This is a genomic window from Parapedobacter koreensis (assembly GCF_900109365.1).
GTDB lineage: Bacteria > Bacteroidota > Bacteroidia > Sphingobacteriales > Sphingobacteriaceae > Parapedobacter > Parapedobacter koreensis.
In genome coordinates this window covers 635,107-656,040 of record NZ_FNZR01000003.1, presented here as the reverse complement: position 1 = coordinate 656,040, position 20,934 = coordinate 635,107, and the positions used below count along the sequence as shown (strand labels likewise).

Here is a 20,934-nt window from a genome sequence, read left to right as displayed (position 1 = left end):
ATCAACTAAATATAATAATTCCCAATAGAATACCAACCACCATAATCACATATAGCAGAATTTCATTTCCGGCAAAACGCTTATAACGTGTCCAAAAACTATAATCTTCTTTATCTGGTTGTTTAGCTTCCATTGCCGTGCAAAGGTAAGCATTCATTTTGATAAATAGCTATTCGGCTGGCTATTGACGTACTTATCTTTACTCGTTTACAATTCGTAATCCAGGTGTTCACAGCTTATGCCTGCAACGATTAGCGACCGCACAATGATTTCAGGCTGGAGATCCGATGCGACTACCCGCAGAATCCGATCGCAATCTTCCAAATCAAAGCTCCAGTGCTTAATGGATTCAATCGATTTGAATAACGACGCCACCTGCTGTACGTGTGTCACAGTAGCTACACTGGTTTTAAATATTAAAATTTCACTCATTTTTTTTCGTTTGCGTTTTTCTAACGATCTTCTTTTTCTTCCGAGGTATCGGCCGTGTCATTCCAGCCACAGGACTTCCAGCGCATGTAGGCCCCGAATCGGCTTTTATCTGCTTCGTCCATTTGGTCGAATGCGCCATGCATCGCCCTGCCTCCTTTCCAATGAGATCGCCCCTTTTTGGGGCCGCTACCGCCAAAGCCAAACAAAATTTTACACAGGAAAAACAACGCCATAGCCTGCCAAAGTGTGATGGTTTTTACACCAAGCAATGCGGGCAATGTGTAGTTCCAAAGAGTCATCACCACATAGCCCACCAAAAAAACAAACGCCAGTGCGACAATGGGAATAACTACAAACCTAATTTTACTTTTAAATAACTTTTTCATGCCTATTACAAATTATCAATCCATCAATTCATCATAAAAAACTTTCAATTGCTTTCTTAAAAACAACACGGCGTGGTGCTTCCTGGATACCAATTTGCTGATGGGTTCTCCCGTAAAAGCGGCAATTTCCGCAAAAGGTATGCGCTCCAGTTCATGCCAGACAAATACATCGCGCTGTGCTTGGGGCAGTTTATCCAAGGCCGCATAAAACCGCTGCCAAACGACACGCTCCCGATAAGCGGTTTCCGGATTATCATTGGTAATCATGGAGGCCACCGCCAGCACGGTATCGCCATCGTCATTGACTTTATACGGCAACAGTTCTTCTGTTTTCTTCCGCCGTTTGTCTATGATCCGATTCCGCGCTACCCGATAAAGCCAAGCACCAACTTGCTCCACAGGCCGTGTATTGATTACCGTGCTCAACTGGTACCATACATCTTGCAAGATATCCTCAGCATCAGCATCGTTATTTACGTGTTTGCGAATGAAGCCAAGCAATCCCTTTCCATAGGACGTTATCGTCACCGTGATGTTGCTTTGCTTTTCGTGCGTCATTTTTTCAACGTCGTTAACCCGTTATATCATCCCTCCCTCTTATAGACGAATAGCCCATGAAAACATTTCAAAAAATTTTACTTTTGTTGCTTACCTTTGCACCATGCAAGTTTATTTAGATAATGCAGCCACCACGGCACTTGATCCCCAAGTACTCAAGGCCATGGTAGAAACCATGGAAACGCACTATGGCAACCCGTCATCCATCCATGCACATGGAAGGCAGGTAAAGACCATCGTAGAAAAAGCTCGCAAAACCATAGCGGGCCTGTTGAATGCGGCACCCGCCGAGATTTTCTTTACATCGGGTGGTACCGAAGCGGATAACACCGCAATCGTCCGGGGGATTATCGATAACGGCATCACGCATGCCATTACTTCACCTTTGGAACATCACGCGGTACTGCATACACTTGAAGAATTGCAAAAAAACGGCACCATCCAACTCAGCTTACTCGATGTGGATGCCCAAGGGCATATCGATCTCCTTCAACTGGAAAAGTTATTGAACGACCATCCCCGTTCGTTTGTATCGCTGATGCATGCTAATAATGAAATCGGCACGTTGACCGACATTGAATATGTATCGGCATTAAGTAAGCAATACAATGCGCTCTTCCACTCGGATACCGTGCAGACCATGGGGCATTACGCACATGATTTGGCTAAATTGCAGATCGATTTTGTAACCGGCGCAGCACATAAATTCCATGGCCCGAAAGGCATCGGGTTCCTTTACGTGAATCATAACACGAAAATCAAACCTTTTATTTACGGCGGTGCACAGGAACGCAACATGCGGGGTGGCACCGAGAATGTATATGGCATCGTAGGATTAGCCAAGGCGCTTGAACTTGCTTATACCCATATGGACGAGCACCGCCAGTATATCCAAGGATTGAAGGAGTACATGACGGCGCAATTGAAGGGGCAGATCCAAGACATTCGATTCAATGGCGATATTGCGCCTGAAAACAGTTTATATACGGTGCTTAATGTTTCGTTTCCGTGCACCGATATTGCGGATATGATGTTATTCAACCTGGATATTGCTGGCATCTCAGCCTCCGGTGGAAGCGCCTGTAGTTCGGGATCGGACATCGGGTCGCACGTATTAAGCGCAATCGGAGCAGACACCAAGCGGCCTTGTGTCCGTTTTTCGTTTTGCAAAAACAACACACGCGAGGAGATTGATTTCGTGGTTGGCAAATTACGGGAACTTTGCTTAGAAAAAGCATAGCACCAATCCCCTTCGGCATACAAATCCCAATTTATCCAAACAATGGATGTTGCTGGCTGTTTTCTCTATAAGCAAAAACAGAAAGGAGAGCAGTCATGGAAAGGAAAAATCAATTAACAACTGTCCCCAAGGATAGTAGGAACAGTAAACCGCTAACCAAAGAGCGGAAAGATGAAAATGACATCGTAGCCGAAGCGGAGCATGTCACGGACATAGACAAGGAAAGCTTTGCCGATCGCAATCATAAAAGGAGACATGATTCCCCTGCCGACATCAGCAACCCCGGCACGGTATAGTTATTCATTATCATCTTCATCCATGCCGGTTGCAATGCGATAGACGGCTTGCAATTCGGATAAAGCATGCATGTCGCGCTTCTTGGTCGCGGCACGCATGCCTTTTTCGTAAATGGCTATGGCTTCTTCTCTCCTGTCCAGTGCCTCGTATAGTTTTCCTAAATGATAGTAGGTCCCTACGTAATCCGGATGGCGAACCAGCAACTCCTCGAAATACTGAACTGCTTTGTCGGATTGGCCTAATTTTAAATATTCGGTCGCCAATGCATACGTTAGGAAAGGATCTTGGGGACTTTCTGCGAGAAAACCAATTAACTGCTGTAGCCTATCGCCCATAGTCATGTCAATTAAGAATCGCAAACATACTACTTTTCCGGTACTTCTCGTGGTGGGCTTTGGACTTCCGATTTGTATAAAAACAAAAGTTTGTCGATTTTTGTGCAAAACCAGTTGATATGAACATATTAGTCTGCATCAGTAATGTCCCGGATACTACTTCAAAGATCACATTTTCCAATGACAACACTTCGCTCAACACAGCTGGGCTTCAATATATTGTCAATCCGTATGACGAAATCGCGTTATCAAAAGCTATTGGTTTAGCCGAAGGAGGGAAAGGCACCGTTACCGTCATCAACGTCGGCGAGTCCACTACCGAATCAACCATCAGAAAAGCTCTGGCCACAGGTGCAGACGACGCCGTGCGCGTCAATGCGACACCGCGTGACGCGTGGTTCGTAGCCCATCAAATAGCCAATTATGCAAAAAGCAAACATTTCGACGTCATCCTCACCGGCCGGGAATCCATTGATTATAACGGTGCCCAAATGGCGGCCTTGGTAGGCGAACTGCTAAGCATCCCATCGGTATCTACAGCCAAGAAAATCGAAATAGACAGCAACATGGCCACGATAGCACGTGAAATCGAAGGAGGAGAAGAAGTATTGTCGATTCCCTTACCGTTGGTTGCCGGTACGGCCGAAGGAGTCGCCGAACCCCGCATTCCCAATATGCGTGGCATCATGAGTGCCCGCACAAAACCACTGGTGGTCATCGATCCCATAGATGTGCCCGTGCTGTCGCGTATCGTCCGATACGAAACTCCAGAGCCACGGGGTACCGTTGCCTTGGTAAATGCCAATGACGTCGGCAAATTGGTCGATTTGCTCCACAACAAAGCAAAAGTAATTTAATCCGCATGCCGTCAGGTCCAAAAAATTAAGGAAAAACGAATATAACGAACATGTCAGTCTTAGTATATGCCGAACATACAGCCGGCTCATTCAGAAAGCCCGCATACGAAGCAGTCTCTTACGCAAAGGCCATTGCCGATACCTTGGATACTTCCGTCACAGCGATATCCATCGGCCCCGTGGACGAATCCGAGCTCATCTCCCTTGGCAAGTATGGGGCGACTACCGTATTACATGTGGCTGCCAATGAGCTTAAACAATTTATTAATCAGGCATACGCATCAGTCATTGCGGCAGCGGCCGACCATGTCGATGCTCCCTTGGTGATTATCTCCAATTCATTCAGCGGAAAGGGTTTGGCTCCCCGCGTGGCCGCGAAACTCAAAGGCGGATTGGCCGACGGTGCCGTAGAACTGCCCGTGTTCGAATCCGGCAAACTTACCGTGAAGAAAACAGCCTTCTCGGGCAAAGCTTTTGCAATGGCCGAACTGGTTTCTGACAGGAAAGTCATCTCACTTAATGTAAATACCTTTGAAGTGCGGGAAATCGGCGGAAATGCACGGGTAGAAGCGTTCAATCCGCAAGTAGCGGCTAACGATCTCACGACTGTCATCCAAGATATTGTACGTACCACGGACAGCGTATCACTGCCGGATGCTGAAATCGTAGTTTCCGGTGGCCGGGGTCTCAAAGGGCCTGAACATTGGGGAATGATTGAAGAATTAGCCGAGGTACTGGGTGCAGCCACAGCTTGCTCAAAACCGGTATCCGATGCCGGATGGCGCCCACATTCAGAACATGTCGGCCAAACAGGCATTACGGTAAGCCCTAAATTGTACATTGCCATAGGTATATCAGGCGCTATCCAACATTTAGCAGGAGTCAGTTCGTCAAAAACCATCGTCGTTATCAACAAAGATCCCGAGGCACCATTTTTCAAAGTGGCTGATTATGGCATTGTAGGAGATGCATTTGAAGTGGTACCTAAGCTGACAGCTGCTATTAAAGCGTATAAAGGCGATTAATTGTTTGTTTCCCCTCGGAATACCGCTATTTTTATGGCATAAATGAATAAATGTAGCGGCTTTTTTCAATAACAATTCGCATCTTTGTGATCGTGCACCCAATCAGGCATGAAAAAGATTAAATTAGATATCGTCGGTTTATCCTATAGCCAAACCCAATCCGGGGCTTATGCACTAGTCTTAGGAGAAGTGTCCGGACGTCGTCGTCTCCCCATCATCATCGGTGGATTTGAAGCACAAGCCATTGCCATTGAAATTGAAAAGATGACACCCAGTCGGCCATTGACCCACGATTTATTCAAGACATTTGCTGAAACTTATCACATCCGGATCGACGAAGTGGTTATCTATAATTTGGTAGATGGTATTTTCTATGCCAAAATCATCTTTAATGATGGCCATAAACAAACCGAAATAGATGCACGTACTTCGGACGCCATCGCCTTGGCCGTGCGCTTTAAAGCTCCGGTATACACGTATGAGTTTATATTAGCCTCCGCGGGTATTGTCATCGAGGGCAATGATTTTGTATTTCTTGAAAATATAGAGTCATCGGGTGCTAACGATCCAGAGGCTATCGTTCCAAAAGAAACTTCCTCCTTCTCGTCCATGACCGATGAACAATTGCAGGAAACGTTGTCCAAAGCATTAGCGGAAGAAATGTATGAGAAGGCAGCCCGAATCCGTGATGAAATCACCCGCAGAAAATCATCATAACTGAAGAGACCTCACCAACGATGTCAATAAAAATCCGACTCACGGTCATGAATTTCTTGCAATTCTTCGTCTGGGGTTCATGGCTCATTTCCCTGGGCGGATATATGGGAGCTCAGCTGGGCTTTTCAGGATTGCAAATTGGCTCCGTTTATTCTACCATGGGCATTGCCTCGGTATTCATGCCCGGCCTATTGGGCATCGTGGCCGATCGGTGGATCAATGCCGAGCGCGTATTTGCGGTATCACACTTCATCGGCGCCAGCGCACTGATTGCAGCTACGCGCGTGACCGATTTTCAGACCTTCTATATCCTCATGCTCATCAATTCGTTGTTTTACATGCCTACATTAGCACTGTCCAACTCCGTATGCTACAATGTATTGACACGTAAGGGATACGATGTGGTCAAAGCTTTCCCTCCCATCCGTGTCTGGGGCACTGTCGGATTCATCGTTGCAATGTGGGCTGTCGATTTCATGGGATGGACCAAAAGCACCCACCAGCTATACCAGGCCGCCGGTGCCGGGATTTTTCTCGGATGCTACGCCTTTACGGTACCGCCCTCTCCCCCTTTCCTCGATGAGACCCGCCAAAAGTCGCTGGCATCTTCACTGGGGCTCGATGCGTTTATCCTATTCAAGCACAAGGATACAGCCCTGTTTTTTATTTTTTCGTTGATGCTTGGTGCCGCACTGCAAATCACCAACGCCTTCGGTGGGCCGTTTTTGGATGATTTCAAGGCCATCTATCCCGATTCCTTCGGCGTACAGCACCCCAACCTCTTGCTGTCTATTTCCCAGATTTCTGAAACGTTTTTTATTTTGCTGATTCCATTTTTCCTTACCCGATTCGGTATTCGCAATGTTATCCTATTCAGTATCCTCGCATGGGTGCTCCGGTTTGGACTTTTCGGGATGGGCAATCCAGATGATAAACTCTACTTGCTGGTATTATCGATGATTATTTACGGGATGGCATTTGATTTCTTTAATATTTCCGGCTCATTATATGTCGAAAAAGTTGCCGATCGTAAAATCCGATCCAGCGCACAGGGGCTGTTTATGGTCATGACCAACGGTTTTGGTGCCATCATCGGCGGTTATGGCAGTGGCTGGGTTGTCGACCATTTTACCAGCACAGAAGGTATACGGGATTGGCCCAGCATCTGGTTTACCTTTTCAGGTTATGCGCTGGCATTAGCTGTGTTATTTCTCTTGGTGTTCAGGGACAAACGGATAGCGGTACGGTAAAGCCACCTACAATAATCCCAATAACCGCTCCTTGTCCAGCGTCCGGAAAAACGAACTATCATTACGCACCAGCCCATCCGCCAATGCGTCTTTGGCAGCTTGCAATTGCAATACTTTTTCTTCCACCGTGTTGGGGGTCACCAAGCGGTACGCCATTACCTTCTTTTCCTGGCCGATGCGGTGCACACGGTCTATTGCTTGGTTTTCCACAGCGGGATTCCACCACGGATCCACCAAATACACGATCTCTGCTGCAGTGAGGTTCAGTCCTGTGCCACCCGCCTTAAGGCTTACGAGGAAGACACGAACCTCGGGATCTTCCTGAAAGGTGTTGACCACCTGTTCCCGTGCACGCGTGCTACCGGTGAGGCTTACGTATCGGACACCGATGCCATCCAGCATATGACCAACTAAGTGAAGCATCGATACAAACTGCGAAAAGATCACCACTTTGTGGTATGGGGATTTGTCCTGAATTTGCTCTTTCAGCAGCTCGATTTTGGCAGACACAGGGGTGTTTAGCATTCCATCGGGCAGCAGGGCGGGCGAATTGCAGATTTGCCGGAGGCGGGTCAGGCCACGGAGCATATGCATTGGGCTATTGTCCAGTTCTTCACCCGACAGGGCGGAGATGAAATCACGGAATTCCTTTTCGTAGGCATCATATATCTTGCGTTGCCGGTCGCCCATCTCGCTGTACAATACCATCGAAACCTTTTCAGGCAGGTCCGCAGCCACGTCTTGCTTGGTGCGCCGCAAGATGAACGGCTGTATTTTTTGCTGAAGCTCCTTACGTCGCTTCTGGTTCTTGAACTGGTCGATGGGTTTGGCATATACGTCACGAAAATACCGCTTGTCGCCCAACAGGCCGGGACACGCAAACGATAGCTGTCCATATAAATCAAACGAGCTGTTTTCAAAAGGTGTCCCGCTGATGGCTATCCGGTTGCGTGCCTGCAAGAGCTTGGCCGACTTATACCGCTGCGAATCGGGATTCTTAATATTCTGGGATTCATCGAGGTATACATAGTTAAAAGCGACGTTTTTCAAAAAGCGGATATCAGCCAGCAATGTAGCGTAAGAAGTCAGCACCACGTCATGCCGGCTGATGGTTTCGACAGACTTCGTGCGGCCAACTCCATACAAGGTGAGCAATGTCAGCGAAGGAGCCAATGTAGCCAACTCCCGCTGCCAATTGAAAATCAACGTAGCAGGCACAACCACCAGATCAGTACCTGTGCGCCCGTTCTCCCGTTGCGACAGCATGAAGGCAATGATTTGCACGGTTTTTCCCAAGCCCATTTCATCCGCTAATATTCCACCGAAATTAAAGCTATCCAGAAAACCGAGCCAATCCAGCCCCTGCCGTTGGTACGGACGGAGCCGTACGGTCAATTCACGGGGCTCGGCCACCGGCTGTATGGATTCGAAATTAGCAATCCGTTCACGTAGCACCCCTATCTCAGCAGTTGCGGTTTCATCCAGCATCGCTGCATCGTAAAGTGTAGTTACTGTATCGAAATTAACTTTGGCAAAGCGGATGGTTTCATCGTCTACCACTTCCCCCGCCTCGAAATACTGTGCAAACTTTTCGAGCCACTCTTGTGGGAGAATACCCATCGTACCGTCATCCAAAGCTACATACCTGCGCTTATTGCGCAGGGCTGCCTGGATTTTTTTTAACGATGCTTTTTTCTTCCCGAAACGCACCTCATGTGTGGCATTGAACCAGTTCAATCCACTGATGACTTTGATATCAACAGTTACCCTATTTGGATTTAGTTTATTACTTGTCAGTTCGTTGAAACCAAACACTTCAATTTTAGCTTCATGCCATACATCAAATGCAGATAAAAACCATTCTTCGTCGAGGAAATACTTCTTATGCAAGTAGAAGTAGTACAGCTGATTATCCAGTTGCTCAGGCAAATGAGGGTGTTGCTTGATTAATAACGCCATAAACGCCTGCTCAAAATCGTCATCCCTCGGCACCAGAAAATCATTCCCTTTCCCATCCACTGCCTTGACCTGTTTTTCGGTACGGATGGCCACCTCTGCCTCTCCATAACGTACGACGGGAATAATCATCACGTGGTTGCCAAAGTCCGACAGGTAAATCAGCCGCTCAAGAGGGGCCGTAAAGCCCATTTCGATGAGTTGCTGTACCGTCCCTGATTTGACGTCGGGGTATTCCACGCGAATGCTGTCAGCCAGTTTATCCAATAGCTGCCGTTGAAAATCCCGGTACTTGCTGGCATGGATGAGCAATTTACCGCCGCTTTCTTTCAACAGCGCCGCCACGGAAAGTATCAAGACGTTATCCACAAGGTATAACGTGTCCTTCAGCAGAAAAAAATAATTGAATTTGAGGGATAGTTCATGCAGGGCGTGCAATTTCCCCGCTAGGGTAATCTCGCCCATTATAGCATAGAATGCTCCCTCCGCCCTGACCGACAAACGTACCTTATCCGGTAGCAGGGTGGCTTTCACCGGCACGAGCGATTTGGAAGAAAAGTTCTCGCCCCATTGGTCGTCATGGTAGTAAAATGGATAACCACGGTCATTTTTAAGAATAGTTTCCAACGCCTCCAAATCGGATGCTGTGCGATCACCTTCGCGTACTTGCTGGAGTCTGGCAATAGCAGCATAAAACTTGGCTTCATCAACGCTCGCGGCCGATGTAAGCAGTTTAAGTGGATCGACGCGCGTAAAAGGCGCCTTCAGACTGTTCGACTTGGTTCGATCGGAATCAATGAGTTCCACTACCGGATTCCGATAATATTTATGTCGGCTGATGACGGCAATGGTTCGCTCGGTCAGCGGTGTGCCTGCAAGCCCTCGGTGTTGTTGGCGGCCCGCCTGTTCACCCAGTTCGCGTAGCTTGGGCGAGTTGATTGGCAGCAAACCTGCCAAGCGAGGCTGGATGGTCAGCCGCCCTTCTGCAAATACCGGCATCAGGTAACGATCAAGATCCGGCTCGTGTTCTAATCCGTAGGCTATGGCCGCCTGCCGAAGCCTTCGGCTACGCAGCGAAGGACGGAAAAATACGCCCAGCTCCTCCCGCCGCAAAATGGCGGTAAGCACCGTCGCTTCCACCGGGTTCAATATACCTGGCAAGCCGGGCAGATCACTGGACAACGTGACCTGTCCATTTTCCTGCACGATCCCTACTGCTGCCTGCCTGCCGTCTTTCAAGCGGCAGGTAAACACCCCAGCATCCACGTCCAGCGTTACCGGTTGTGTGGAAAGCACAACTGGGATATCTTCCAATAACCCGCCTTCGCCCGCCATGTCGAAAGTTTGCTCGGAAAGCTGGTCTACTACCGCATTGCGGAAAATAAAGCTATGGGATCCCTGGAATTCAAGCATGCTGCAAATATATCCTTTTCCTATCTTTGTCAACCCATGGCTACACGTTTTGATCCAGCTCATACCGATCTTCCTATCATTGAGGCTATACCTCAAGTAAGGCAATATCTTACTGAATCTAACACCCTTATCCTCAGTACTCCACCAGGGGCTGGAAAAAGTACCATCGTGCCGCTGGCACTGCTGGACGAGCCCTGGCTGCACGGCAGGAAAATCATCATGCTCGAACCGCGTCGGCTGGCTGCAAGCAGCATTGCCCATCGTATGGCATCCTTGCTGGGCGAAAAAGCTGGCGAGACCGTGGGGTATCGTGTACGCTTCGAAAACCAGACTTCCGCACGCACGCGCATTGAGGTAGTCACAGAAGGCATCCTCACCCGCATGCTCCATCAGGACAACGCGCTGGAAGACGTAGGCATTGTTATTTTCGATGAATTCCATGAACGGCGACTGCACACCGATCTGTCCATGGTACTATGCCGTGAGAGCCAACAAGTGTTGCGTCCCGATCTCCGGCTGCTGGTCATGTCGGCCACATTGGATACCCGCCAGCTCGCTGCCCTGCTTGGTGCACCAACCGTAGAAAGCCAAGGACGAATGTATCCCGTGGAGGTCATCTATACGGACGAACCAGATCCACGCCAATTGCCTGAAGCGTGCGCCCGTATCATCATCCGCGCCTGCCGCGAAAAACAAGGTGATATCCTTGCCTTTCTACCGGGCGAGGCAGAAATCCGCGCCTGTGAGCAGTTGCTCCGTGCCAATCCAGCAGGTGCAGCTATCCATCCGCTTTACGGGCAGTTGTCATTGGCCGAACAACATGCGGCCATCCAGCCTAACCGCAATGGACAGCGGAAAATCGTGTTGGCTACGTCCATCGCGGAGACCAGCCTCACCATAACAGGCATTGCCGTAGTGATCGACTGTGGCTACACCCGAACGCTGGTATTCGACCCTCCTTCGGGCTTATCTCGCCTAAAAACTTCGCGCATTTCACGAGATGCAGCAGACCAACGTACCGGACGTGCTGGCAGGCTCGGGCCAGGCACCTGCTACCGCATGTGGTCGGCAGCCACCGAGCAGCGGATGGCTGCCTACCGGACACCGGAGGTTCTGGAAGCCGATTTGACCTCGCTCTTACTCGATGCCGCCCAATGGGGCATACAAGATATTAAGCAACTGAACTGGCTTACTAACCCACCATCCACTACGGCGGCGCAGGCCCGCGACTTGCTCCATGGGCTGGGAGCACTCGAAGAAGGAAAAATTACACCACTGGGTAAAGCCATTCATGCCCTGCCATGCCACCCCCGCATCGCCCAGATGTTGCTGGAGGGCAAACGCCTCGGTATGGCTAGCCTCGCTACGGACATCGCCGCGCTGCTTGAAGAGCGTGATCCGCTTGGCCGCGAGGCCGGCACGGATATCAACCTCCGCATCGAAGCGTTGCGCAAGCATAGGGTTTTCGGGAACCAAGGCAAACGCTTTGACAATATAGAGAAAATTGCCCGTTCTTATCGTAAATTACTCCATACACAAGCGGAAAACGAGGCAATCGATCCGTATCATGCTGGCTTACTGCTGGCACATGCTTATCCGGAGCGTATCGCAAAAGCCAGGGGAAATGCCAACGGCACCTACCAACTGGCTAATGGCAAACGGGCGGTCGTCCCGCCCGAAGACGATCTCGCCCATGAACCGTGGCTGGTCATCGCGCTTTTAGATGCCCGTGACGGATTGGGCAAGGCGTTTTTGACGTCCGTAGTCAACCCTAACGACCTATCTCCCTTTGTCCAAGAAACCCAGCGTATCATCTGGGACACTCAAAAAGGAGGCATTGTAGCCACGCAAGATCGCCGCATTGGCAACATCGTTCTCTCATCGTCTCCGCTACCCTCGCTGGATGAAGACGTGGCCATCGAAGTGATCTGTGAAGCCATCCGCAGGGAAGGGGCACAATTACTCCCTTTCAACGGTGCAATAGCGCAGTGGCAAAACCGTGTGCTTAGCCTCCGGCAGTGGCGCACTAAGGAAGGATGGCCCGACGTAACGACAGCTACCTTACTCCAGCATCCCGAACAATGGCTCATACCCTACCTCCGGGGCATCCGCAAGGCAGAGGAATTGAAAAAATTGGATTTACATAACATGCTTCACCACAGCTTGGATTACAACCAGCAACGGGCATTAGACCACTTAGCTCCTGCGACCCTCGATGTTCCAAGTGGCTCCACCATCAAGCTACATTACTCGCCCCAAGGCGAATCACCGGTATTGGCCGTGCGCCTGCAAGAGGTATTCGGGCTCATAGATACGCCTCGCGTAAACGATGGCCAAATGCCTATCGTGCTACACCTCCTGTCCCCGGGCTTCAAACCCGTACAAGTGACCGCCGATTTGCGTAGCTTCTGGCAGACTGCCTATTTCGAAATACGCAAGGAACTTAAAAGGCGGTATCCGAAGCACGCATGGCCTGAAGACCCCCTAAAGGCACAGGCCATACGGGGCATATCCAAAAAACCATGGGTTCCAAAAGACGCAGCAGATTAGAAAACTGCGCGCCAACTTGCATATAAAAGCAAGTTTATCTAAGTTTGACCAGTTAACTGCCGCCAGTAAAACGGATGGCTCAATTTTTTATCCATGGACAATCCTTTGTTGAAGCCTTTTGGCACACCCTTCGATAGTATCCCTTTTCAAGCCCTCAAACCAGCACATTTCAAACCGGCTATCCTCCAACTCATCGAAGAGGCCAAGCAGGAAATCAACGCCATTGTCAGCAATCCAAGCACGCCGGACTTCGCCAACACCATAGCTGCGATGGACTATGCAGGGAAGCAACTTAACATCGTCTCTGCTGCTTTCTTCAACCTTGATGCTGCGGAAACCAATGACGAAATCCAGCAGCTTGCACAGGAATTATCACCCGTCCTCGCTGAATACAGCAATGACATTATGCTCAACGAAGGGCTGTTCCAGCGGATAAAGCAAGTACATGATGCGGTAAATGAGTCTGCACTGACAGGTGAAGAAGCTCGGCTGCTGGATAAAACGTATAAGGGCTTTGCCCGTAATGGTGCATTGTTATCAGCTGAAGACAAGGAAAAACTACGTGAAATCGACAAACAATTGGCAACATTGACGATGAAGTTTTCCCAAAACGTATTGCAAGAAACCAATGCATACCACCTGCATATACTGGATAAAAAACAATTGGCGGGTTTACCGGACTCCATCCTGGCGGCTGCAAAAGCCGAAGCAGAAAAGCGTCAGCTCGAAGGCTGGGTGTTCACCCTGCATTTCCCCAGCTTCGTGCCATTCATGAAATATGCGGCCAACCGCGATCTGCGCAAGGAGCTTTACCTGGCGTCGGCCACCCGTGCGCTGAAGGCCAATGAATACAACAATGAGGGTATCGTGCGTGATATCGTGGCGCTACGTGACCGCAGGGCCAAATTGCTTGGATTCGGCACCCACGCTGATTTTGTGCTTCAAGAGCGCATGGCTTCTTCTCCTGCCATCGTGCTGGACTTCCTGCACGATCTGCTGCAAAAGGCCAAACCTCATGCTATACAGGAGGTAACTAAGTTGCAGGCATTGGCTGAAGCCGATGGCATCTCGACCACCATGCCTTACGACCATGCCTATTATGCAGAAAAATTGCGGGAGACCACGTTTAACTTGTCGGAAGAAGCACTAAAGCCATATTTCCCCCTTCCCCAGGTGCTCGAAGCGGCCTTTGATGCCGCAAGCAGGCTGTACGGACTGATCTTTGAACTCCGTACGGACATTCCTACCTATCACCCCGAGGTGGTTGTATACGAAGTGTTGGAAAATGGCCAGCATAAAGCCCTGTTGTATACCGATTGGCATCCGCGTGAAGGTAAGCGGGCCGGGGCTTGGATGACGGCCTATCGCGGACAATGGAAAGAAAACGACCAGCAAGTGCGCCCCCACATCTCCATCGTATGTAACTTTGCTCGCCCCGTGGGCGAGGTGCCCTCGCTGCTCACGTTCAATGAGGTGACCACCCTATTCCATGAATTTGGGCACGCCCTGCATGGCATGCTGGCCGACACCACGTTCGAAAGCCTGTCTGGCACTAATGTCTATTGGGATTTCGTAGAGCTCCCCTCCCAGTTTATGGAAAACTATTGCTACGAAAAAGATTTCCTGCGCTCCTTCGCTCGGCACCACCAAACTGGCGAACCATTGCCCGAAGAAGAAATTGATAAAATCGTAGCTGCGGCCAACTTCATGGAGGGCTACCAAACCGTACGCCAACTCGGTTTCGGCTTGCTTGACATGGCTTACCATACCGGCAAGCTATCCCCTGACATATCCGTCGAACAGTTTGAAAAAGATACGGTGCGCGACACGCAGCTATACCCCGATGTGTCCGGTACGGCACAGAGCACCTCCTTCTCCCACATCTTTGCGGGTGGTTATTCCGCGGGGTATTATTCCTACAAATGGGCGGAGGTGCTTGATGCCGATGCTTTCTCATATTTCAAAGAAACCGGCATCTTCAATCCTGAGACAGCCGCCAAATTCAAGGCGCTGCTCAGCAGTGGCGGTACCATAGATCCGATGGAACTTTTCATTCGGTTTAGAGGCCGCAGGCCGGAGCCGCAGGCGTTGCTCAAGCGGGCAGGATTGGTAGCTTGAATAAGGTCTGACCAGCTTCGGATTTTTATGTACTTTTGCTGCCACATTTCAATTCCGTCATGAGCGAACAAAATAAAAAGATCTTTCTTGCCATATGCATCATCGTTCCTTTCGCATTATACTGCTATGTCTATTATAGCCAATTGATCCGGAATGCTCCTTACCGGTTTTCCGATTTTGAATCCATTGTATTGAAATATGGCGAAGGCGACAGCTTGGTCAACCACTTCAACTCCAAAACAGGAATTTATCAATACCTCAACAGAAATGATTCCTTGGTAACGGATACTATACTGCTGCGGGAAGACGATCTTCGCCATCTTCATGGCAAAGCGGCCCAGCTGGGATTTTGGAACCTCCCTGATGACATGACTTCAGCAGACACTACACAATCCCCGGCAAGCGGCACGGTAAGGGCTACCCCACGTTTTTACCTCCAATTTAACTATAAGGAAAAGCGTAAAACAGTAACCCTTGACGCTGATTTTGGTGGCAATCCAAAAATGCTGGAAGCAGCCAAATCGGTAGTCGACGAGGTGATACGTGTAATCAACGATGCCCGCGACCGCTAAGCAGGATGACGGTTTTTATCCGGGGCCAATGCGGATAGCCGCAAACTTCGGATATCATCCGATGCCGGCGCTTCAAATATTTCCAGTTCAAAATACTTAATAGCTGCCAATAGGTGGTCAAAGATGTCGGACATAATGCCTTCATAAATCGCCCAACGGGTATCTGCCGTAAACATATACAATTCAATGGGTAAACCATGCGCTGTAGGCTGTAATTGACGTACTAATAAGGTCATGTCTTGACGTATCTGTGGATGATTTTGCGCATAGCGATTGATGTATTGCCGAAATAATCCTACGTTGGTCATATTCCGCCCGTTTACTGGCATTGAACGATCGGCATGGGTTTGTTCGTTGTATTGATTGATTTCAGCTTGTCGATCCTCAATATAGGATTTTAATAGTTGGATTTTCTTCAACCGTTCAATTTCTTCTGTGGTCAAGTACCGGACAGACGACATCTTGACATGAATAGCCCGTTTGATACGTCTTCCTCCTGCATTTTGCATTCCCCGCCAGTTTTTGAATGAATCAGTGATTAGGTAATAAGTTGGTACGGTGGTGATGGTTTTATCCCAATTCTGTATCTTTACCGTATTCAGGTTGATTTCGATGACGTCGCCATCAGCGCCGTATTTAGGCATTTCAATCCAATCGCCCACGCGCACCATGTCATTGGTAGATACTTGTATACTGGCCACGAAGCCAAGAATCGTATCTTTGAAAACCAACATTAGAATCGCCGAGGCTGCACCCAAGGCACCGAGAAAGGCCCAAGGAGACTTACCTGTGATCATAGAAAAGACGATTACACCGGCAATGAAAAACATAAAAATGTTGACAACTTGCAGATAACTATCCAATGGCTTGTCCTGAAAACCCTTTTTTGTCCGGAGGTGGTCGCGTACCGAACGGAACAATGCACGCAAAAGCATCACCCAGCCAAACACAAGCAAGACATCAATAAACTTCCTTACGGGTTCAATCCAAGCAGGAAAGCCGAAAAAAACCACTGGGATGAAGTTGATGGAGACAATGAGGGGTATGAGCCGCGCAAAGTGTACTAACGCCTTATTGCGTACCAGATAGTCATCAAATTTTATGGGGGATTTACGTGCTGCCGCGGTTAGGGCATTTACTAATACCTTGCGAACAACGAAATCAACAATAAGCAAAAAAACAAGCAATAACCCTAATAATACAAATAGATTAATAAGGTTGGCTTCTGTTTCGGGAATCCCCCATGCAATGAGCTTATTATAGCTCCATTGATAAATAAAATTTGACGAATTGGCTACTGTATCCATTTCCATAATCAGCATGACAAGGCAATAAATCTGCGGAATTGCAAATAAAGAAGAATAATATGGGGCAAAGTTACAGATCTTTCATAGATTTCAAAAATCCACGTCCTTTTACTGCTCGGTAGGTTACCGACCCGACCTGCTGTACACCACAAAAAACAATTATAGTTTCACCAAAAAATTCTTAATTTCGCATGCGCAATAAGCTAACCAGCTTATATTTTGTTGTGCTTAGTGATTCAAGATTGAAAACGAATAATGGCTGAAGAAACAGAAAACGACAACAACCTCCTTCCGGCAGATGACCGGATCATCCCCATCAATATTGAAGATCAAATGAAGTCGGCTTACATTGACTATTCAATGTCCGTCATCGTTTCCCGCGCACTACCCGATGTGCGGGATGGATTAAAGCCTGTACACCGCCGCGTACTGTACGGCATGCTCGACTTGGGCGTAACCAGCGGCAAACCTTATAAAAAATCAGCACGTATCGTAGGTGATGTGTTGGGTAAATACCACCCTCATGGCGATTCGTCGGTATATGACACCATGGTTCGTATGGCGCAGGACTGGAGTTTGCGGTACCCGCTGATTGACGGACAAGGAAATTATGGATCAGTTGACGGTGATCCGCCAGCGGCCATGCGTTATACAGAAGCACGGCTGAAGAAAATAGCTGAGGAATTGCTCTCCGACATCAATAAAGATACCATTGATTACCAGCTCAATTTTGATGATTCGCTTGAAGAGCCTACAGTGCTTCCCACCCGTATCCCCAATTTATTGGTTAATGGCGCATCGGGTATCGCCGTGGGTATGGCTACTAACATGGCTCCCCACAACCTCTCCGAGGTCGTCGATGGCATTATCGCCTTCATTGACAATCGGGATATCGAGATATCCGAACTGATGCAGCATATCAAGGGGCCTGATTTCCCAACAGGTGCCATTATTTACGGCCATGTAGGTGTGCAAGAAGCTTTCCATACCGGCCGGGGTCGCATTGTAATGCGGGCCAAAGCGGAAATTGAAAGTACAAAAAGTGGCCGTGAACAGATCATCGTAACGGAGATCCCTTACCAAGTAAACAAATCGGACATGATCAAGCGCACAGCCGATTTGGTCAACGAAAAAAAGCTGGAGGGAATTTCCGAAATCCGCGACGAGTCTGATAGGCATGGCCTGCGTGTCGTATACGACATCAAACGCGATGCAAATGCATCCATCGTATTAAACAATCTATATAAATATACGGCGCTACAGACCTCATTCAGTGTCAATAACATTGCTTTAGTGCATGGGCGGCCTATGCTGCTCAACCTGAAGGACATGATCGTCCATTTTGTAGAGCATCGCCATGAAGTGGTGGTACGTCGTACAAAGTTCGAACTTGCAGAGGCCGAAAAAAGGGCGCATATTTTGGAAGGGTTGCTCATTGCGCTCGACCACCTTGATGAAGTCATCCAGCTTATCCGTTCGTCGGAGACTCCGGATGATGCACGGGTAGGCTTGATGGAAAAATTCGGCCTTTCCGATATCCAGGCGCGTGCTATACTGGATATGACGCTGCGTCGTCTTACTGGACTAGAACGCGACAAAATCAAAGAGGAGTACGCCGAATTGATGAAAACCATCGAATACTTGAAATCCATCTTGGAAGACGAGGGACTCCGGATGAGCATCATCAAGGATGAATTGCTGGAAGTAAAAGATAAATACGGTGATGAACGCCGCTCGATCATTGTGCACTCAGCCGAGGATATGCGGATGGAAGATTTCATCGAAGATGAAGACGTCGTTATTACCATCTCACATGAAAGCTACGTTAAACGTACACCATTGAGCGAATACCGCAGGCAAAGCCGTGGTGGCAAGGGCTCTTTGGGTACCAACACCCGTGAAGAGGACTTCACGGAGCACATCATTACAGCTTCGGCACACAATTACATGCTGTTTTTCACGGAAACGGGACGTTGTTTTTGGTTGCGGGCGTTTGAAATTCCCGAAGGTAGCCGCACCTCGCGAGGCCGTGCTATCCAAAATATCATCAATATCCCCAAGGAAGAAAAGATCAAGGCCTATATCAAGGTGAAAAACCTCAAGGATCAGGAATACCTTGAGAACAATTTCATCATCATGTGTACGAAACGCGGCACCATCAAGAAAACATCCCTGGAGGCTTATTCGCGACCACGTGCCAATGGCATCAACGCCATCAATATCGCCGATGGGGACCAACTGTTGGAAGCCTGCCTTACTGACGGCAATAGCGAAATCGTTATGGCCCTGCGGTCTGGCAGGGCTATCCGCTTCAATGAATCCACGGTACGCCCTATGGGACGTACGGCTACCGGCGTACGCGGCGTGACGTTGGCGGGGTCAAACGACGAAGTAGTTGGCATGATTAGTGTGAATAATTTCGAAACTACCGTGTTGGTCGTATCCGAAAAAGGTTATGGAAAACGGACGGATATCGAGGACTACCGGGTGACCAATCGCGGTGGCAAAGGCGTCAAAACCATCAATGTAACTGAAAAAACTGGTAAATTGGTGGCCATCAAAGATGTGACAGATAATGATGACCTGATGATTATCAATAAGTCGGGCATTGTTATCCGCATAGCTGTCAGCGAATTGCGGGTGATGGGAAGAGCTACGCAGGGAGTACGCCTGATTAGCCTTAAAGGCGATGATGAAATCGCCTCTGTGGCCAAGGTGGAACATGAGGACGAAGAAATTAATGGAGAAAATCAAGCAAGCAGTGAAAATACCGATGAAAACAACAACGAGTCGCCGCAAACGGAATTGGATGACTAAAGCAGTTTTTGTCGCTGCCTTGTCTGCAGTGATCACCCTACCGGCAGTTGCACAATCCAACTTAAAAGAGGGTAACAACAATTTTGCATTATATACCAAATCCAAAGATTTCAAATACTTGGAGGCAGCCCGAAAATTTGCGGATGATGCCTTTAAGACAAAACGTGATTCGGTAAGCTTCCGTAATATTTTGCTGCGGGGCTTGGTGTATAGCACATTGGCGGTAGTTGATTCCAATCGCACCCAAAAATACACGGCCGATCCCATCGATGTGGCGGCCGCCGCACTCAGGCGATTGACAAACAATAAGCAGCAAGGATATGATCATGGCCCTGAAATCAACTACATTAGGCGTTCAGTGGCCAATGCATACTTGATCAAAGCTAATCGGGCGGTGACCGCTGCTAATTACGAAGAAGCTTTCCTCCAATACCGCAAAGTAGATTCGATCAGCGGTTCTGCTATTGACGTGAAACACAACCTTGCCGTATTGGGCACCAAAATCGGCGGAGTGGATGACGCCATCCAGCGCTATCAAACATTTATCAGCCAACGGGAGACCTCCTCCCCCGCCTACATCCTTGAGTTGACCGCCCTTTACAAAAAGAAAGGAAGCAACAAAGATGTGTTGAACACTTTACTCACTGGTAGGGAGCAATTTCCTGAAGACAAGGAAATATTATTTGCGCTTATCAATACGTATGTGGCCAATGAAGCCTATTCGGCTATCGTACCCATTGTAGACGAAGCTATTGCACACGAACCAGAGAATGTAAATTTAAACTATATCGCAGGCTACGCGAATGAGATGGAAGGCAACTATGCCAACGCCAAAAAACATTATGAGAAGGTCATAAGCCTGGACAACAATAATTTTGACGGCAATCTTGAGCTGGGGCTGTTATATTTAAAAGAGTACGTTGCCAACCCTGCCGACGAAGAAAAACAAAGCAAAGCACAGGAATACCTGTTGAGGGCAAACCAAATCAAGCCTTCTGAAGTAAATACGCTAAAATCCCTTGCGGTACTATACGACCAGTCGGGGGATATCATTCAATTGGAACGAGTAAACAATATATTAAATCAACTCACAATAAACTAAGA

At 48.5% G+C, this 20,934-nt stretch carries 18 protein-coding genes; 11 read left to right on the top strand and 7 right to left on the bottom strand.

Annotation, left to right across the window (positions count from 1 at the left end; all coding sequences use genetic code 11):
- Position 1 precedes the first annotated feature (1 nt).
- Genes BMW65_RS24150 through BMW65_RS10605 form a run of 4 tightly spaced genes read right to left on the bottom strand, consistent with a single transcriptional unit; the run spans position 2 to position 1,376 of the window.
- Entirely contained in the window at positions 2-157 is a 156-nt protein-coding gene (locus tag BMW65_RS24150) for a hypothetical protein (protein ID WP_177181047.1), read from the bottom strand.
- Positions 158-207: 50 nt separating this feature from the next.
- The gene (locus tag BMW65_RS10615) at positions 208-432 is read right to left on the bottom strand and encodes a hypothetical protein (RefSeq protein WP_090605174.1); all 225 of its coding nucleotides are present in this window, start codon (positions 430-432) and stop codon (positions 208-210) included.
- Between the two features lie 20 nt (positions 433-452).
- Positions 453-818, bottom strand: coding sequence for a hypothetical protein (locus BMW65_RS10610; protein ID WP_090605173.1), 366 nt, complete (start codon positions 816-818; stop codon positions 453-455).
- A 15-nt stretch (positions 819-833) separates the two neighbouring features.
- Positions 834-1,376, bottom strand: coding sequence for an RNA polymerase sigma factor (locus tag BMW65_RS10605; protein WP_090605171.1), 543 nt, complete (start codon positions 1,374-1,376; stop codon positions 834-836).
- Between the two features lie 103 nt (positions 1,377-1,479).
- On the opposite strand from BMW65_RS10605, the gene BMW65_RS10600 reads away from it, so the two are divergent.
- Both BMW65_RS10600 and BMW65_RS10595 read left to right on the top strand, forming a co-directional pair.
- Positions 1,480-2,616 carry a cysteine desulfurase family protein gene (locus BMW65_RS10600; RefSeq protein WP_090605170.1) on the top strand — a complete coding sequence of 379 codons (1,137 nt, stop codon included), beginning with the start codon at positions 1,480-1,482 and terminating at the stop codon, positions 2,614-2,616.
- Positions 2,617-2,711: 95 nt separating this feature from the next.
- A complete protein-coding gene (locus BMW65_RS10595) occupies positions 2,712-2,912 on the top strand; it encodes a hypothetical protein (protein ID WP_090605168.1) in 201 nt (66 codons plus the stop codon).
- Here BMW65_RS10595 and BMW65_RS10590 read toward each other — a convergent pair whose 3' ends face one another.
- Entirely contained in the window at positions 2,913-3,248 is a 336-nt protein-coding gene (locus BMW65_RS10590; RefSeq protein WP_090605166.1) for a heme biosynthesis protein HemY, read from the bottom strand.
- Between the two features lie 119 nt (positions 3,249-3,367).
- Here BMW65_RS10590 and BMW65_RS10585 point away from each other — a divergent pair, with 119 nt between their 5' ends.
- From BMW65_RS10585 to BMW65_RS10570, 4 genes are all read left to right on the top strand, one after another.
- A complete protein-coding gene (locus tag BMW65_RS10585; RefSeq protein WP_090605165.1) occupies positions 3,368-4,105 on the top strand; it encodes an electron transfer flavoprotein subunit beta/FixA family protein in 738 nt (245 codons plus the stop codon).
- Positions 4,106-4,155: 50 nt separating this feature from the next.
- A complete protein-coding gene (locus BMW65_RS10580) occupies positions 4,156-5,130 on the top strand; it encodes an electron transfer flavoprotein subunit alpha/FixB family protein (RefSeq protein ID WP_090605163.1) in 975 nt (324 codons plus the stop codon).
- Between the two features lie 108 nt (positions 5,131-5,238).
- Positions 5,239-5,847, top strand: a complete 609-nt coding sequence (locus tag BMW65_RS10575; RefSeq protein WP_090605162.1) for a bifunctional nuclease family protein — start codon at positions 5,239-5,241, stop codon at positions 5,845-5,847.
- A gap of 20 nt (positions 5,848-5,867) precedes the next feature.
- Entirely contained in the window at positions 5,868-7,097 is a 1,230-nt protein-coding gene (locus tag BMW65_RS10570; RefSeq protein ID WP_090605160.1) for a nucleoside permease, read from the top strand.
- A gap of 6 nt (positions 7,098-7,103) precedes the next feature.
- Here the strand turns inward: BMW65_RS10570 and BMW65_RS10565 are convergent, their stop codons facing one another.
- Entirely contained in the window at positions 7,104-10,466 is a 3,363-nt protein-coding gene (locus tag BMW65_RS10565) for a DEAD/DEAH box helicase (protein WP_177181080.1), read from the bottom strand.
- 36 nt (positions 10,467-10,502) lie between these two features.
- On the opposite strand from BMW65_RS10565, the gene hrpB reads away from it, so the two are divergent.
- The 3 genes from hrpB (at position 10,503) to BMW65_RS10550 (ending at position 15,706) form a co-directional block, all read left to right on the top strand.
- The gene (gene hrpB, locus BMW65_RS10560; RefSeq protein ID WP_090605157.1) at positions 10,503-13,016 is read left to right on the top strand and encodes an ATP-dependent helicase HrpB; all 2,514 of its coding nucleotides are present in this window, start codon (positions 10,503-10,505) and stop codon (positions 13,014-13,016) included.
- A gap of 93 nt (positions 13,017-13,109) precedes the next feature.
- A complete protein-coding gene (locus BMW65_RS10555; protein ID WP_090605156.1) occupies positions 13,110-15,134 on the top strand; it encodes a M3 family metallopeptidase in 2,025 nt (674 codons plus the stop codon).
- Between the two features lie 59 nt (positions 15,135-15,193).
- Positions 15,194-15,706: a hypothetical protein gene (locus tag BMW65_RS10550; protein WP_245747607.1), complete on the top strand. Its 513-nt coding sequence runs from the start codon at positions 15,194-15,196 to the stop codon at positions 15,704-15,706.
- Here the strand turns inward: BMW65_RS10550 and BMW65_RS10545 are convergent.
- On the bottom strand, positions 15,703-17,019 hold the full coding sequence (locus tag BMW65_RS10545) for a mechanosensitive ion channel family protein (RefSeq protein ID WP_245747606.1): 1,317 nt from the start codon (positions 17,017-17,019) through the stop codon (positions 15,703-15,705). The genes BMW65_RS10550 and BMW65_RS10545 overlap by 4 nt on opposite strands.
- 249 nt (positions 17,020-17,268) lie before the next feature.
- Between BMW65_RS10545 and gyrA the strand changes: the two genes are divergently transcribed.
- Together gyrA and BMW65_RS10535 are read left to right on the top strand one after the other, a co-directional pair.
- Entirely contained in the window at positions 17,269-19,830 is a 2,562-nt protein-coding gene (gene gyrA, locus BMW65_RS10540) for a DNA gyrase subunit A (protein ID WP_090605154.1), read from the top strand.
- A complete protein-coding gene (locus BMW65_RS10535) occupies positions 19,823-20,932 on the top strand; it encodes a tetratricopeptide repeat protein (protein WP_143053861.1) in 1,110 nt (369 codons plus the stop codon). The genes gyrA and BMW65_RS10535 overlap by 8 nt, the downstream gene beginning before the upstream one ends.
- The last annotated feature ends 2 nt before the right edge of the window (positions 20,933-20,934 follow it).

Coding starts and splice junctions, on each gene's coding strand:
- hrpB (WP_090605157.1), top strand. CDS start 10,503: ATGGCTACACGTTTTGATCCAGCTCATACCGATCTTCCTATCATTGAG.
- BMW65_RS10565 (WP_177181080.1), bottom strand. CDS start 10,466: ATGCTTGAATTCCAGGGATCCCATAGCTTTATTTTCCGCAATGCGGTA.
- BMW65_RS24150 (WP_177181047.1), bottom strand. CDS start 157: ATGAATGCTTACCTTTGCACGGCAATGGAAGCTAAACAACCAGATAAA.
- BMW65_RS10590 (WP_090605166.1), bottom strand. CDS start 3,248: ATGGGCGATAGGCTACAGCAGTTAATTGGTTTTCTCGCAGAAAGTCCC.
- BMW65_RS10550 (WP_245747607.1), top strand. CDS start 15,194: ATGAGCGAACAAAATAAAAAGATCTTTCTTGCCATATGCATCATCGTT.
- BMW65_RS10585 (WP_090605165.1), top strand. CDS start 3,368: ATGAACATATTAGTCTGCATCAGTAATGTCCCGGATACTACTTCAAAG.
- BMW65_RS10545 (WP_245747606.1), bottom strand. CDS start 17,019: ATGGAAATGGATACAGTAGCCAATTCGTCAAATTTTATTTATCAATGG.
- BMW65_RS10555 (WP_090605156.1), top strand. CDS start 13,110: ATGGACAATCCTTTGTTGAAGCCTTTTGGCACACCCTTCGATAGTATC.
- BMW65_RS10605 (WP_090605171.1), bottom strand. CDS start 1,376: ATGACGCACGAAAAGCAAAGCAACATCACGGTGACGATAACGTCCTAT.
- BMW65_RS10570 (WP_090605160.1), top strand. CDS start 5,868: ATGTCAATAAAAATCCGACTCACGGTCATGAATTTCTTGCAATTCTTC.
- BMW65_RS10595 (WP_090605168.1), top strand. CDS start 2,712: ATGGAAAGGAAAAATCAATTAACAACTGTCCCCAAGGATAGTAGGAAC.
- BMW65_RS10615 (WP_090605174.1), bottom strand. CDS start 432: ATGAGTGAAATTTTAATATTTAAAACCAGTGTAGCTACTGTGACACAC.
- BMW65_RS10600 (WP_090605170.1), top strand. CDS start 1,480: ATGCAAGTTTATTTAGATAATGCAGCCACCACGGCACTTGATCCCCAA.
- gyrA (WP_090605154.1), top strand. CDS start 17,269: ATGGCTGAAGAAACAGAAAACGACAACAACCTCCTTCCGGCAGATGAC.
- BMW65_RS10610 (WP_090605173.1), bottom strand. CDS start 818: ATGAAAAAGTTATTTAAAAGTAAAATTAGGTTTGTAGTTATTCCCATT.
- BMW65_RS10535 (WP_143053861.1), top strand. CDS start 19,823: ATGACTAAAGCAGTTTTTGTCGCTGCCTTGTCTGCAGTGATCACCCTA.
- BMW65_RS10580 (WP_090605163.1), top strand. CDS start 4,156: ATGTCAGTCTTAGTATATGCCGAACATACAGCCGGCTCATTCAGAAAG.
- BMW65_RS10575 (WP_090605162.1), top strand. CDS start 5,239: ATGAAAAAGATTAAATTAGATATCGTCGGTTTATCCTATAGCCAAACC.